Consider the following 14,184-nt stretch of genomic DNA (forward strand, 5'->3'; position numbering starts at 1 on the left):
GGTGATCCGGTCATGCTTCCCGACCTCGGCGAGCACCTGTGACGCCTCGAAGCCGGCCAGCAGCTCGTTGATCTTGTCCGTGTACGCCACGGCCAACTCGCGGTTGTAGGCGACGACCTGGGCCTTGAGGCCGTTGCGGTAGGCGCCGGCCAGGTAGTGGTCCACGATGTCCTGACATACCGCGTGGATGCGGTCGGGGTTGGCGAACACCGAGGTGAGGCGCCCGAACTTGCGGGACAGGGCCTCACGGTCGGGGTCGTCGAGGTCGAAGTCGTCGGCGAACTGGTCGAACTCAGCCTGCAGCTCCTGGTCGTTCATCTCGAAGGAGACCGGGCGCGGGTCCAGCATGACCGGGACGGTCGCCTCGTCCCGCAGAGACCGGGACACCGAGTACCGGTGCAGCACCCTGCCCGGGTCGGTCTCCTCGCCGAAGAGGGCGAAGGTGTCGGTGGCGAGGTTGCGAACGGGGGTGCCGGTCATGCCGAAGAATTTCGCGTGCGGCAGCGCTGCGCGCATCTGCCCGGCCAGGGACTTTTCTTTGTCGGATTGGGTGCGGTGTGCCTCGTCGACCAGCACGATGATGTTGCCCCGCTTCGACAGGTTCTTGCCGGCGTTGGCGAACTTGTGGACCGTGGTGGAGATGACGCCGCGCACGTCGTCAGCCAGCAAGGAACGCAACTCCTGGCTGGTGGCGGGCCGGTGGAAGTAGGCGTCCCCCATCGCAGAGGTGAACACCCCGGAGGTCTGCCGGACAAGCTGCGTTCGATCCGAAAGCAGGATGATCGTGGGCGACTCGGTGCGGGTATCGGCCAGCAGCAGCGAGGCAGCGAACACCATAAGCAGCGTCTTCCCGGACCCTTGATGGTGCCAGATCAGGCCCTTTGACCCGCCTTCCAAGATCCGCTCGTGGATTAGATGCGCGGCCTCCATCTGCGGGTAGCGGGGCAGGTACTTCTTGTCCACCCCACCACCGGAGGTGTCGAAGAGGGCGAAGTTGGCGAGCATGTCCAGGACGGTGGTGGGGTTGAGCAGCAGTTCGACGGAGCGCTGCACGTCGGCTTGGCCGGATAGGTTCTCGTCGTCGGCGGTGGACCGGAACGGCTGCCACAGGTTCGTGGGCGCGCCAACAGCACCGAATCGCAGCTTCAGCCCGTCGGAGGCGACGGCGAATACGTTGGGGGTGAAGAACCATGGGTACTCGGTGGCGTACACGTCGTTGATCTCACGGGCCGCTTCGGTCCACCCGGACTTCGCGGTCGGTGACTTCACCTCGACCACGACCAGTGGCAGGCCGTTGACCCAGTACACGAGGTCGAACCGGCGGGAGGTCTTGCCGGGGACGGTGATGGTTACCTCGTCCGACACGACCAGCGTGTTGGCGGTCGGGTGCTTGAAGTCGATGACCTTCAGGGCGTGCCACACGCCGTCGGCGTCCCGGAACTCCTTACGTCCGCGCAGTAGGCGTAGTACCTGCTCGTTGGCCCGCACCAGTCCGCCTTCGACGGCGTTGACCGTGGTGACGATCTCCTCGACCACCGCGTCCACGTCGAACCCGTCGATCACTCCAGGGTTGAGTCGGACGATGGCGTTCCGCAGTTGGCCGGCGATCACCGTCTGCGTTGTCTGACGCGGCAGTGACCTGCCCGCTGTGAAGGTCCAGCCCATCGGGAGCGACCACTGGATCATCAGGTTTTGGAACTCACGCTCCCGAATGCCCTTCGCCACCGCTCACACCTCCAACTTGGCGGAATCGATGGCGATGGTACGGTCCAGCAGTCCCGACAGCAGAGCGGCACGGACCTGGCGGAGGCTATTGGCCTCTGCGCGACACGCACATCCGAGTGCACGCATCGAAAGAACCGTCGAAGCAACCTTGCGTTGTTCAGTCAGTTCGGGCATTGGCACCTCGAGCCCAGCGATCTTCGACTGACTGATGTTCTTCATGGAAGCCGAGCCAGAAGCGGCCGTGGTGATCTGCCTCCGCACGCCCGAAAGGGCCATAGCGACAACCAGAAAGTCGGGGTCAAGGCCATCGGCGGGAACCATACGAAGCGTCTTGTCGCTCAGGTATAGACCGCCTCTAACGTCAGAGGGGACACGGCAGACCGCTCCGACGCGGTGAATGGCGCCACTCGCCCGGGTGACCAGTACGTCTCCTGCCTGCACCTCAGCCGACTCTGGCATCTCCGTCCCCGGGGCGAGTGCCTTAGACTCGTCCGCGATGAACTGGAAGGCTACGACCGCACTGACCTTTAGGACGCCTTCCTCATCTTCTGTGGGCGGTTTATCGATTGCCTGCGGACTACGACCGCCCTCAATACGATCGAGATGGTTCCCGATCCGAACATAAGCATGGTTGGCCAGCATCGACTCGGCGATCGCGCCCGCGACCATCTCGGCAGCCTTTGCTTCACCATCGAGTGCGGTGATCTGGTCGTCGACCACGCCGATGACCTCGACGATCCGCTCCTGCATCGACAGTGGCGGAATATCCATGACGATGTTGAGAAAGTCAGCGGGCTTCACCCGCTCACGCCTGCCACCCATTCCCTTAGAAGCAACCTGAAGGGCATCCCAAATGTACTGCGTGGTGGTGAGGATGCGAAAGAAGTCGGGGTCTGCGTCGGACGCAAAGGCGAAGGTGGGAAACTCCTGTGAAGCGAACGATTCCGGCAGGTCATTGGGCGTGACGGTGATCGCGCCCTCAAACGCCTTGAGCCGACTGTAGACGAGTACGCCCGGGCCGATCCGGTTGAGCGTCTTGTAAGACGTCGAGCTCCCTGCAACGGGATCGCGGTAGAGCAGCCCTCGCCCCCTGTTCAGCACCCCCACGGTTGGGTACATCCGTTCCGGGTTGACTTCCACAGATTCCACGTTCGGCGTGAGGAACCGTCCCAGAGGTGCCCGGATCCAACCCTCCTGTACCTGAGCGGCGTGGTTATTGTTCGTCGGATCACTCATCGAAGCCCTCGATCCCGGCGTCGGCGAGCACGGCGAGCATGCGAGCCTCGGTTTTCTGCCGTTCGGCGCGGGCGACGTTGAAGGCATCGATGAGGGTGCCGAGGTCTTCGCTCTCAGCGACGGCCTGCTTGACGTACCTGCCAATGTTGAGGTCGTACCCGTTCGCCACGATCTCCGCAGTGGGCACAAAGCGTGCTGCCAGGCCACCGCCACCGTCGGGGTCTACCGGGTTGCCATCAGGGTCGAATTTCGAGCGGTAGGCGGTCACGATGTCAGCGATGTCGGCATCGGTGAGGATGTTGCGGTTTCTTGCCTTGGTGAAACGCTTGGAGGCGTCGATGAACAACACGCCGTCCTGCCGCTCCGGGGCTTTGGTTTCGGCCGCACGAAACACCAGGATGGCTGTGGGAATGGTGGTGCTGTAAAACAGGTTGGCAGGCAGGCCGATGACCGCTTCGAGCAAGTCGTCGTGTAGGACGCGCTGACGGATGGCTGCTTCCTGTCCGCCGCGGAAGAGGACGCCGTGGGGCAGGACGACGCCAACGCGCCCCTTCTTCGGGTCCATCGATGCGATCATGTGCTGCACGAACGCCCAGTCAGCCGACGATTGCGGAGCGACTCCGCCGATGGCGCGAGGGTCCTTGGTCCAGGGCTTCCAATTCAGGGAGTACGGCGGGTTGGCCAGGATCACGTCGAACTGTGCGATAGACCCATCCGGCTTTTTGAAGCGCGGGTCCTTCAGGGTGTCGCCGACCTCAACCTGGAACTGGGTGAGGTTGTGCATGAAGAGATTCATGCGTGCCACACCCGCTGTGTCCGGCACGGACTCCTGCCCGTACAGACTGAGCGTGTAGCCACGCCCGCCTCGAGCTTTCAGCAGATTCGCCGAGGCGATGAGCATCCCGCCTGATCCGCAGGTCGGGTCGTACACTGACTCGAAGCCCTTCGGGTCCAAGACCTCGACGATCAGCTCGACGACCTCGCGCGGGGTGAAGAACTGGCCGGCGCGGGTGCCGGACCCGTCAGAAAACCGCTTCAGCAGGTACTCGTACGCCCCACCGAGCACGTCGTGGGAAATGTTGCCCTCGTGCATTTTTGGGGTGCGGTTCATCGCCCGCATGACCGCCGCCAATACCTCACCTGGCAGCACCTCTTCGGAGGTCCAAGTCATGGACCCGAACAGGCGGGAAAACTTGTCAGGGTTGGCCGTCTCGATGGCCTGCAGGGAGGCGCGGACCCGCTGGCCGAGGCCGGGTTGGGTAACGGTGGCGAGGATGGACGACCAGGAGGCGCGACGCTGCTGGACGGTGCCGGTGTGAATGAACGGGATTTCGAACGACTGGTAGTCGCGGTACTCGATTTCGTGGGCTTCCTCGGCGGAGAGGTCGTCCAGGCCCTCGTTGTCGTCCAGGAACTCCTGGTGGTGGTGCTCCCAGGTGTCCGACAGGTACTTCCAGAACATCAGCGGGAAGACGACCGAGGAGTATTGCGCTTCGGGCATCGCCACGCGCAGCTCGTCAGCGGCGTCCCACAACCGGCTCTCGATCTCCTGCTGGGTCACTGCCATCAGTCGGGGTGTCCTTGCTCGTCAAAGGGGTGGCGACCCGAAGGCCGTAGTGTTCCTGCTGATCACCCTATTTTGGGCCTGCCCGGCATGGACACGCCGGGCGTGTCCTGCCCGGTGACACACGCGTGTCGGCTCCTGCCTAGAAACTGACCGCGTAGTTTGTCAGCAGGATTCACCGGTCTTGCAAACGGCGAGCTGCCCGTCGCGCTGGGCTGGAGTAAGGCCAGGCAACGCGCTGTACAGGGTGCTGCGAGAGACGCCGAGCAGCTTGGCGATTGAGGTCATGGTGCGGTTCGGCTCGGCGAGCAGCTGCAGCGCGTACGCGACCTTCTCCGGGGTCATGGCCGGCGGCCGGCCGAGGCGTTGCCCGCGGGCACGAGCAGCGGCCAGGCCCTCATTGGTGTTGGCCACGATGATGGTCCGCAGGAACTCGGCCAGCGCAGCGAAGACGTGAAAGACGAACATCCCACCTGCGGTGGTGGTGTCGAGCTTCTCGTGCAGGGACTGGAAACCGACGCCGTGGCGCTTGAGCCGGCCGACGATGCCGATCAGGTCCTCCAGCGAGCGACCGAGCCGGTCGAGCGAGACGACGGTGAGCACGTCGCCGGGCCGGATGTACTCGAACACCTTGGCTAGCTCGGGCCGGTCGGTGTTCTTTCCGGAGGCCTTGTCGAAGAAGCACTTGGCGCAACCGGCCGCAATCAGTGCGGCTCGCTGGCGGGCGAGATTCTGCTCGCGGGTGGAGACCCGCCCGTAGCCGACGAGCACGCCTGCGAGCGGCGTCGGGGCGAGCAAATCGTCCTTGGTGGGCATGGGGATGACGGTCACGCCGTCCAGAGTGCCCAACAAACCCGTCGTCGGGTTGTTGGACACGCCGACTTTTCGAACAGGTTTTTCGGACGCGATCTACCTGCCTCCGACACCCATCTTGATCTTGTTCGCAAAACGATCGATTCTCGGACAGCCTGCCAACCGGCCACGATTGCCACACACGCGCGCAGCGTGGCATTGGAGCAGGGAACGGATTTTGTCGGGCCGTGACTATACGGTCCGGGCTGTGAGTACCGCCGTCGAGTAGACCTGATTCGCTTGGACCCAGGTTGCCGTGAGGTTTTGGTCGAGCCTGTCCCGAGTTCATCGACGGTGACTAGGAGGAGGGGCTGGTGGGCAGGTCAGACATACTGCGCGGCGAGCTGGCGCGCCTGGAAGCCAAGGCCGCAGACCTGACGAAGGAGATCGCCCGGCACGAGGATGACGCCGGGAAAGCCCGGGCGGCTGCCGAGAAGAAGCGCAGCGAGGCAGCCCGCACGAAGTCGGAGACAACCCGTCGCTCCGCGCTGTCGGCTGCGGAGCGGGAAGACAAAAAGGTCGCCGCCACGACGAAGAAGCTCGCCGATGCGCGTAAGAAGTACGCCGACAACCAGAAGATGATCGCGTCCAAGCAGCAGTCCCTCACCGCAGCATTGAAGTCGGAGCAGCAGGCCGCAGACTCGGCCGCGAAGCAGCGCGCTGATCGAGAGCGTGCGGACCAGCGGACACGTGACCGAGAGAACGAACGGCGCCGTCGCGCGGAAATCGAGCACGCGAGAGAGGTCAACCGGCTGCGCCAGCAGACCGTCCAGGTGCGTTACGTGCCAGTCAAGGAACCCGAGCCCGAGCCCCTACGGGTGCTGTACGTGACGGCCAACCCCCACGCCGTGGAGAAGACGGTTACCCACCCTGACGGAACTGTCGTCACCGATGGAGTGTGGTTGCGCGTTGACCAGGAGGTGCGGCAGGTCAAGCAACAGCTACGCGGCGCCAAACACCGTGAGCTCGTCACCGTCGAGCACCTTCCGGCTGCTACCGCCTCGGATATCGTCGACGGGCTAAACGACCACCGCCCCCACGTTGTGCACTTCTCGGGTCACGGAAACTTCGGCAGACTGCTCATGGAGGCGACCGACGGGGACCTCAAGGGTGCCGAGCTGGAGTTCGACCTGCTGGCCCGCGTGCTGAGCGCGACCAGCACACCGCCGACGCTGCTGGTCCTCAACGCCTGCAACACCACCTACGGCGTGGAAGCGCTACTCCCGGCCGTCCCCGTCGTGATCGCGATGAGCGATACCATCAACGACACCGCAGCGATCCTCTTCGCCGCCCGGTTCTACGCCGCCATCGCGGCCGCGCAATCTGTCGGGATCGCGCTCGAACAGGGAAAGAACGCCATGCGGCTGGCAGCCCTAGACGACGATGCAGACCTACCGCAGATCACCACTCGCGACGACATCGACGTCACCGCGCTGTTGCTAGTACAACCGCGCTAGCAACAGGGGCGGTGGAATGCGCTGGCCGCCGAGCCGAGGTTGTGGCCTGTTCGTCAACGGGGCGGCGGGTGGGTCCGCAGGTCGGTGGCGACCCTCCGATGCGCCCGATCCCGCGCCCGGGCTGTTCGCCCGGGCGCGGGATCGTGTGTCCGGTGTCAGCAGCTAGGGGCGACGGTGCCCGACGAGCCCGTGTGGACGAAGCCGTCGGAGACGAACCGCCCGTCGCCGATCTTGTCCCAGATGTCGGTCCAGTACTGGTAGACGTCGCTCCAGACGCGGGTGCCCCGGGCCTGGCAGATGATCCGTACGGTCGTGCCGTCGGCCACTGTGCCGACCAGGGCGTACGAGGTGCCCGGGCCGGAGCGGACGTTCAGCGGGTCTCCGCCGGTGTTGACCGTGCCGTAGACCCCGCCGCCGGAGTTGTTCACGCCGTCGCGGGCCTCGGTGAGGTAGTTGCGGTAGGAGCCGTTGGTGTAGGTGGCCCACGCGCTCCATCCCGACCAGCCCCAGATGTCGTGGGCGGCGCGGGCGTTGCAGTAGACCTCGTAGGCGCAGGCGTCGGTGACCCAGGAGTGGTAGCAGTTGTTGATCTGCCAGGCGCCCCGGTCCAGGGAGCCGTTGGGGCAGCCGGGCGTCGGGCCGTTGTAGCCCTGCGCGCCCGCGACGCACTGTGACTCGGCCAGCGCCACGGCGACCGAGATGACCAGGTTCTCGCCGGTCCAGCCGGCGGCCCGGGCGGCTCCGGCGCAGCGTACGGAACGGACGGTGGCCTGGATGCCCACCTCGTCCGCGTCCGACGCGGCCTGGGCCGCTGGGACCTTCACGTCGGTCCTGGCCGGCACGGCGGCGGCCGGGCCGCCGGCGTACCCGATGCCGAGTACGGCCACCAGTGCGATCAGTCCACGGGTCATGCGGCCCATGCGTACCACCCCCGGATGTAGTCGAGTGTGTAGACGGTGTTCTTGCCGTCCCAGCTGCCGTCGGTGCCGGCGCCGTACGGGTCGTTGACGTAGACGCGGCCGTCGTCGAGGTATCCGGTGATGAGCCCGATGTGTCCGTACTGGCCGTAGGCGAAGTTGCCGCTGACCACGACCATCAGGTTGGCGTCGATCTTCGATTTGATCCACGACCAGGTGACGGTGCCGGTCTCGGCGACGGGGTAGCTCACGTGTCGGTCGAGGTAGTCGCCCATCCAGCGGTGGATGGTGCCCTGGGACGGCGTCTCCACCAGCCAGCCGTACGCCCCGGCGAAGTAGTTCCAGTTCGGGTCCGGCGCCACCGCGTCGTACGTGGTGCCGTAGGCGGTGTAACTGTGGGTGATGTACCGGCCGTACGGCGACCAGTGCCGCGACGGCGTGCTGACGTAGTAGCCGTTCTGGTTGGCGAGCTGGTAGCCGGCGAGGTCCATCACCGCGCTGGTCGGGCCGCAGGCCGAGTTGCCATTGAAGGTGTCGGCGGTGTCCCACAACTGGTGGATGAAGGTCGAGCCGACGATCTTGGACTGTACGCCGATGTCCCCGGCGCCGTCGCGCCCGCCCGCCGGCGTCGTCGGGGTCGCCCCCTTGGTGCCGGTGGTGACGGCGGAGGCCGGGGCGGCGGCGGTGGCGTCGAGCTGTGCCGCGGTCACCGGCCGCGCCACGTCCACCGTCTGGATGCCGTACCGCTCGGAGGCCAGGCGCAGCTGCGAGCCGGTGAACCCGTCGAGACGGTAGTGGGGGGTTACGCCCTCGACGATCCGCCGGGCGGTGGTCGCGACGAGGTCCCGTACGTAGGTGCCGTTGAGTTCGTCGAGGCGTTGCAACGCCCGGGATCGGCTGGCCGTCTTCTCGGCGGGGGAGACGCACGCCTGGATGGTGTAGGCGACCCGGTCGCCGTCCGGACTCCAGGCCGCCTCGCGGTAGGAGTCGCGGGTGGCGCCCGTACGCACGACCGTCGCGCCGTGTTCGTCGGCGAGCAGCAGGCTCGACGAGGTGCCGGCGCACGGGTAGATGTGGTCCGCGACGATCGCGCTGACCCGCTGCGCCCCGTCGATCCGGGTCACCCGGATGTCGCGGTAGACGACACCCTTCGCGGCGTCGCCGGCCAGCACGGTCCGGGTGGCGCCGGTGGCCAGGTCGACCCGGCTCAGTGACGGACCCGAAGGTTCGCCGGCGGCGCGGTGGGTGAGCAGCGCCGCGGCGTCGCCCTCCCCCCAGCCGACCAGCTGTACGTCCACGCCGTCGAGACTGGCGACGGGCCGGTCGGGTCCGCCCCCGTCGGGCTGGCGCAGCCGCAGCTGCCCGGAGCTGTCGCCGGCCAGCACGTAGCCGAGCCGGCCGTCGTGGGTGTAGACGGCGGAGGTGATCCGTCCGGCGGCGATCCTGGTCAACCTGCCGCTGCCAACGTCGAGGGAGAGCAATTCGGCGCCGTACCGGCCGTTGAAGTCCCCGATCAGCGCCGCGTGTCGCCCGGTGGGGCTCAGCGTGGTCCGTACCGAATGGCCGGGGTCGCCGACCGCGACGGTGGCGCGGGTGACGCCGTCGACCCGGACCTGGTAGCCGGCGGCGGACCGCACGGTTTGGATGCCGACGGTGGCCGGGGCGGCTTCCGGGGTGGCCGTGGTGGGGTCGGCGTTGGCCGGTACCGCTGCGGTGAGGGTGGTCGAGAGCGCGGCGGCGCAGAGCCCGGCGAGCAGTGCCGGTCGGGATGCCCGGTGCCGGGTGCGCCGGTGTGGTGGGTGGCCGGGGGAGGGCAATGGTTGCACGTGCCCCTCCTTCGAGTCGTTCCGATCGGCCGCGAGGGCGGGATCGGGCGGGATGGGACGCTGGCCTCCGGCCGGTAGCGCCGGCCGGAGGGTGTTCACGGGGCGGGTTCCTGGTGCGCCCGGACGAGACCCAGCGCGGCGCGCAGTGTCGGCGCCACCGCAGCCGCGTCCGCTACGTGGCTGCGGCGGACAAGCAGGGCCGTGGAGACGGGCCACATGCTGTTCGCCTCGCGCATCAGTTCGGCGGTCGCCACGTCGGCCGGTCGGCCGACGCCGAGGATCCGGTCGGCGGTGGGCTCGTCGAGGACGTAGACCCAGACGCGGTACGGGCTCGGATCGTCGGTGAGGCCCGGTCCGGCCACCGTCGTGCGTTCGACCCGGTCAGGAAGGTTCGGGGCCGGGCAGCCGGACGTCAGCGCCGTCGCCGGGTCGAAGCGTGCCCTGCCGTAGGCGCCGGTCCAGTTCGGGTCCTGACGTGCCCGATCGAGTCCCGCGAGCAGGTCGGTGTGGATGGCCTGCCCGTCGGCGCCGCCGGCCTCGACGCACATCCGCAGCGACGAGCGGTTGGTGACGAGCAGCCCGTTGGTGGTGTCGACGTGGGCGTGGTCGTCGTGGTCGTGCCCGTGGTCGCGGTCGAGTACGGACACCGCGACGGCTCCGACCGCGACGGCCGACGCGAGGCAGGCCGTCAGCGTGGTCAACAGGCGGTTCCTGAGGGCGTGTCGTGCCATCGTGACTCCTCGCGGGAACGTCAGGCCATGACGTTCAGGACGGACTGGAAGTCGGACGGGCTCGGGTACCAGTTGGTCCAGTTGCCGCAGCCGTAGCCGACGACGGTGCTGTGCATGAGGCTGGGCGGGTTGCAGTTGCCGTTGTCGTCGGCCAGCCCGAAGACGTGCCCGAACTCGTGGTTGATGAAGCCCCGTCCCACGTTGTCGAGGCGTCCGCCGGAGCTGAAGACCAGGAAGACGTACGCCCACTGGCTGTCGTAGTGGCCCTGGGCGGCGTCCCACACGGGGTTGTCGTGCTCGACGCAGTTGTAGTAGCCCACGGGGGCGCCGCAGCGTGCGCTCCAGTCCCAGCCGTAGTGGATCTCGATTTCGATGGTGTTGCGGGTCGAGGCCGGGTACGAGGTGCAGTTGCTGCTCGTCGCCCACAGGTCGATGCGCCAGTTGCCTAGGCCGTCCCAGACCTTCCCGGATCCCATCTCGGTCAGCGTCTGCTTGACGAAGGCGCGTGCCGCGCTGTGGCTGACCTTGGACGTGTCGGTGGACTCGACGCAGAACTGCTCGTCGTTGGCGCCCGCCGACGATCCGGACGTGGCGTAGTGCATGTTGTGCAGGTGGCGGGTAGAGGAGGGGTTGGGGTGTGAGGCGTGGGCGGGGCCGGCCGGCACCAGCAGCGCGGCGACGAGCACGGCGGCCCACATCGCCGGCACCCAGACAGGCAGCCGCTCTCCGAGGTTGCGATCAGACACGGGAGGATCTCCTTTCCCGGTGGGAGGTGCGGCGCAGCTTCCCAGCCGCCGTTCTATTTCTGGTATAGATGGGCCGCTATGCTTCGGGGGTATGGGTGGTCGGCTGACCTTCGGGCTGCTCGGTCCGGTGCAGATCTGCGCGGACGATCAGCCTGTCCCCGCCGGTCCGCCCCGGCAGCGGGCGGTGCTCGCCGCGCTGCTGCTGCACGCCAACCGGGCCACCGCGGTCGACGACATCGTCGACCTGCTCTGGGGTGACGAGCCGCCCCGCACCGCGCGCAAGAACGTCCAGCTCCACGTGTGGCGCCTGCGGCAGCTCGTGGGTGACCGGCTGGCGTCGGACCCGCCCGGCTACCGGATGACGGTCGACCCGGCCGAACTGGACGTGTCCCGGTTCGACGCCCTCCTGGAGTCCGCCCGTGCGGCGGCGGGGTCCGGCCTGATCGATGAGGCCGGCACGCTCTACCGGTGCGCGCTGGACCTGTGGCGTGGTGACCCACTGGCCGACGTGGCGTGCCTGGGCAGCTTCGGGGTCAACGTCGCGTGGCTGCACCGGCAGCGGCTGACGGCGTACGAGGAGTACGTCGACGTCGGGCTGGACCTGGGCCGGCACCACGAGATGCTGGCGGTGCTCGACGAACTCGTCGCGCGGTACCCGTTGCACGAGCGCTTCGCCGAGCAGCAGGTGATGACGCTGCACCACCTCGGGCGCCGCGGTGAGGCCGTCGACGCCTACCGGCGATGTCGTCGGGCCCTGGCCGACGAGCTCGAACTGGAACCGGGCCCGGTGCTGCACCGGCTCGGCGAACTGGCGGCGAAGCCGGCGCCGACCGACACCCGCGCGCCCAGGCCGGCGGCTACGGCGACCCGGCAGCTGCCGCACACCGTGCCGACGCTCGTCGGGCGGGAGCGGGCTCTCGCGGCACTGCGGGACGCGCTGAGCACCGGGCCCGGATCCGGCATGCCGCTGTGCGTGGTGAGCGGACCGGCGGGGGTCGGCAAGTCGGCGCTGGCGGTGCGGGCGGCGCACCAGGTGGCCGACTCCTTTCCTGACGGGCAGCTCTACGTGGACCTGCGCGGTGCCACGGCCGGCGTGTTCCCGGTGTCGCCCCTAGACGCGCTGGGCCGCCTCCTGCGGACGCTCGGTGTCGCCGAGACGGCGATCCCCGTCGACGTGGCCGAGGCGTCGGCCACGCTGCGGTCGCTGCTGGCCGACCGGCGCCTGCTGCTGGTGCTCGACAACGCGTACGACGCCGGGCAGGTGCGGCCCCTGATTCCGGCCGGCGCCGGGTGCGCGGTCCTGGTGACGTCCCGTCGCAGCCTCAGCGACGTCGACGGCGCCACCCACCTGGAACTCGACGTGCTCGACGACGCCGACGCCGTCGAACTGCTCCGCCGGCTCGTCGGCGCCACGCGGATCGACGCCGAGGCCGACACCGCCGCCCGGTTGGTCCGCCGGCTGGGCGGACTGCCCCTGGCGATCCGGATCGCCGGCGCGCGCCTGGCGGCCAGAGAGAACTGGACCCTGGCGACGCTCGACGACCGCCTGCGCGACGAGCATCGCGTGCTGCACGAGCTGCGCCTGGGCGACGTCGCGGTGCGCAGCAGCTTCCTGGTCAGCTACCAACACCTGACACATCCGCTGGCGCCCCGGCTGTTCGGGCTCATCGGCGCCGTCGACGGCCCGGACGTCACCTGCGCGGTGGCTGCGGCGCTGCTCGACGTCGACGTGTCGTCGGCGCTGGACGCGCTCGACGAGCTGGTCGACGCGCGACTGCTCGACGAGCCCGTGGCGAACCGGTACGCACTGCACGACCTGATCCGGCTCTTCGCCCGTGAGCGGGCCGAAGACGAGACGGAAGCGCAGCGGACGGCCGCCCTGAACCGGATGTTCACGTACTACCTGGAGCGGACCCGCCATGCGGTGGCGTTGCTGCGTCCGGGCACCCGGGCGGCGCCGGTCAGCGGCCCGGAACACTTCGTGGACGCCGACGCGGCGCTGGAGTGGCTGATCGCCGAACGACCGAACCTGGTGGCTGCCGTGGTCCAGTCCGCCGCCTCGGCGGCCACCGCGCGCGCTGGCGTCGATCTGGCCGACAGCCTCTTCCTGTTCTTCGAGATGCGCGGTCACGTGGGCGACTGGATCACCGTGGACCAGGCGGGGATCGCCGCGGCGGAGCGGTTGGACGACCGGGTGGCGCAGGCGGGTCTGCTGCACGACCTGGCGGTGGCCTACTTCCACCTGCACCGCACCGAAGAGGCGACGCGCCTGCTGCGCCGCGGCCTGGAGATCAGCCGTGCCGTGGGCGACGACGAGGGCCAAGCCCGCGCGCTCAACCAACTCGGCGTCCTGCACGGCATGGCCGGCGAGTACGAGGAGTCGGCCGAATGCTTCACGCGCAGCCTGCGGCTGCGGCAGCGGCTCGGCGACCTGCGCTCCTGCGCCGCCACCAAGGGCAACATCGGCATGGCGTACCGCCTGGCCGGCCGCTACGAGGAATCGATCCGCCACTGCCGGGCGGCGGCACGCCTCGCCCGCCGCAGCGCCGCCCCGGAAATCGAGGCCAACGCGCTGGGCAACCTCGGCGAGGTGCAGTGCATGCTCGGTCGCTACCGCTCGGCGCTGCACTACCTGCGGCGTGGCCTGGCGGTCGCCGGCGTACCGCTCAACGAGCGCAACCGGGGCAGCCTGATGGGCACCCTGGCCGAGGCGTGCCTCGGCGACGGACAGGTCGGTCCGGCCGTCCGGTACGCCGAACTGGCCGTGGAGGCGATGCGGCGGGCCGACTTCCGCCACGGAGAAGCGGTGGCGCTACGCCGGCTCGGCCGGATGCTGTTCCGGCGCGGTGACCCCGCTGGCGGGATCCAACAGCTCCGGCTGGCGCTGGCCCTGTTCACCGAGGTGGGCAGCGCCGAGGCCGACGAGGTCCGTGCCGAGCTGCGGGCGCGGACCGCGCGCTCGGAGGTGCACGGCGGACGCCGGCCGGCTGGTGCCGGCTGATCATCGTCGCGGGCGGCTACGGTCGCGCATCGCGGAGGTTGGCAGGGCGGGACGTTCCGCTCCGGCCGGGATCCTCCGGGGCGCCACCAGCGGCGCCCGCACGGACGGCCGGGCCAGCCCTCTACCCAC

The 14,184-nt window shown here is 68.5% G+C and carries 10 protein-coding genes; 2 read left to right on the top strand and 8 right to left on the bottom strand.

The window, feature by feature from the left end; translation table 11 throughout:
* From ACGFIR_RS00005 to ACGFIR_RS00020, 4 genes are all read right to left on the bottom strand, one after another.
* Nucleotides 1–1,725, bottom strand: a 1,725-nt coding sequence (locus tag ACGFIR_RS00005; protein WP_393142341.1) for a type I restriction endonuclease subunit R, incomplete at its 3' end; no start/stop codon positions are given.
* Between the two features lie 3 nt (nucleotides 1,726–1,728).
* Nucleotides 1,729–2,961, bottom strand: coding sequence for a hypothetical protein (locus tag ACGFIR_RS00010; protein ID WP_393142343.1), 1,233 nt, complete (start codon nucleotides 2,959–2,961; stop codon nucleotides 1,729–1,731).
* A complete protein-coding gene (locus ACGFIR_RS00015) occupies nucleotides 2,954–4,528 on the bottom strand; it encodes an N-6 DNA methylase (protein ID WP_393142345.1) in 1,575 nt (524 codons plus the stop codon). Before ACGFIR_RS00015 ends, ACGFIR_RS00010 begins: the two co-directional genes overlap by 8 nt.
* Nucleotides 4,529–4,690: 162 nt before the next feature.
* Nucleotides 4,691–5,401 carry a recombinase family protein gene (locus tag ACGFIR_RS00020; RefSeq protein WP_393142347.1) on the bottom strand — a complete coding sequence of 237 codons (711 nt, stop codon included), beginning with the start codon at nucleotides 5,399–5,401 and terminating at the stop codon, nucleotides 4,691–4,693.
* 290 nt (nucleotides 5,402–5,691) lie between these two features.
* Between ACGFIR_RS00020 and ACGFIR_RS00025 the strand changes: the two genes are divergently transcribed.
* Nucleotides 5,692–6,834 (top strand): CHAT domain-containing protein, encoded by a 1,143-nt coding sequence (locus ACGFIR_RS00025; RefSeq protein ID WP_393142349.1) that lies wholly within the window; start codon nucleotides 5,692–5,694, stop codon nucleotides 6,832–6,834.
* A gap of 155 nt (nucleotides 6,835–6,989) precedes the next feature.
* Here ACGFIR_RS00025 and ACGFIR_RS00030 read toward each other — a convergent pair whose 3' ends face one another.
* From ACGFIR_RS00030 to ACGFIR_RS00045, 4 genes are all read right to left on the bottom strand, one after another.
* Nucleotides 6,990–7,745 carry an SH3 domain-containing protein gene (locus tag ACGFIR_RS00030; protein ID WP_393005528.1) on the bottom strand — a complete coding sequence of 252 codons (756 nt, stop codon included), beginning with the start codon at nucleotides 7,743–7,745 and terminating at the stop codon, nucleotides 6,990–6,992.
* Nucleotides 7,742–9,577, bottom strand: a complete 1,836-nt coding sequence (locus ACGFIR_RS00035) for a C39 family peptidase (protein ID WP_393005526.1) — start codon at nucleotides 9,575–9,577, stop codon at nucleotides 7,742–7,744. Before ACGFIR_RS00035 ends, ACGFIR_RS00030 begins: the two co-directional genes overlap by 4 nt.
* 95 nt (nucleotides 9,578–9,672) lie before the next feature.
* Nucleotides 9,673–10,308: a hypothetical protein gene (locus tag ACGFIR_RS00040; protein ID WP_393005524.1), complete on the bottom strand. Its 636-nt coding sequence runs from the start codon at nucleotides 10,306–10,308 to the stop codon at nucleotides 9,673–9,675.
* A gap of 20 nt (nucleotides 10,309–10,328) precedes the next feature.
* Nucleotides 10,329–11,054, bottom strand: coding sequence for a hypothetical protein (locus ACGFIR_RS00045; RefSeq protein ID WP_393005523.1), 726 nt, complete (start codon nucleotides 11,052–11,054; stop codon nucleotides 10,329–10,331).
* Between the two features lie 91 nt (nucleotides 11,055–11,145).
* On the opposite strand from ACGFIR_RS00045, the gene ACGFIR_RS00050 reads away from it, so the two are divergent.
* Nucleotides 11,146–14,055: a BTAD domain-containing putative transcriptional regulator gene (locus ACGFIR_RS00050; protein WP_393005521.1), complete on the top strand. Its 2,910-nt coding sequence runs from the start codon at nucleotides 11,146–11,148 to the stop codon at nucleotides 14,053–14,055.
* Nucleotides 14,056–14,184: the final 129 nt, after the last annotated feature.

The organism is Micromonospora sp. NPDC049051, assembly GCF_043197575.1.
Classification (GTDB): Bacteria; Actinomycetota; Actinomycetes; order Mycobacteriales; family Micromonosporaceae; genus Micromonospora.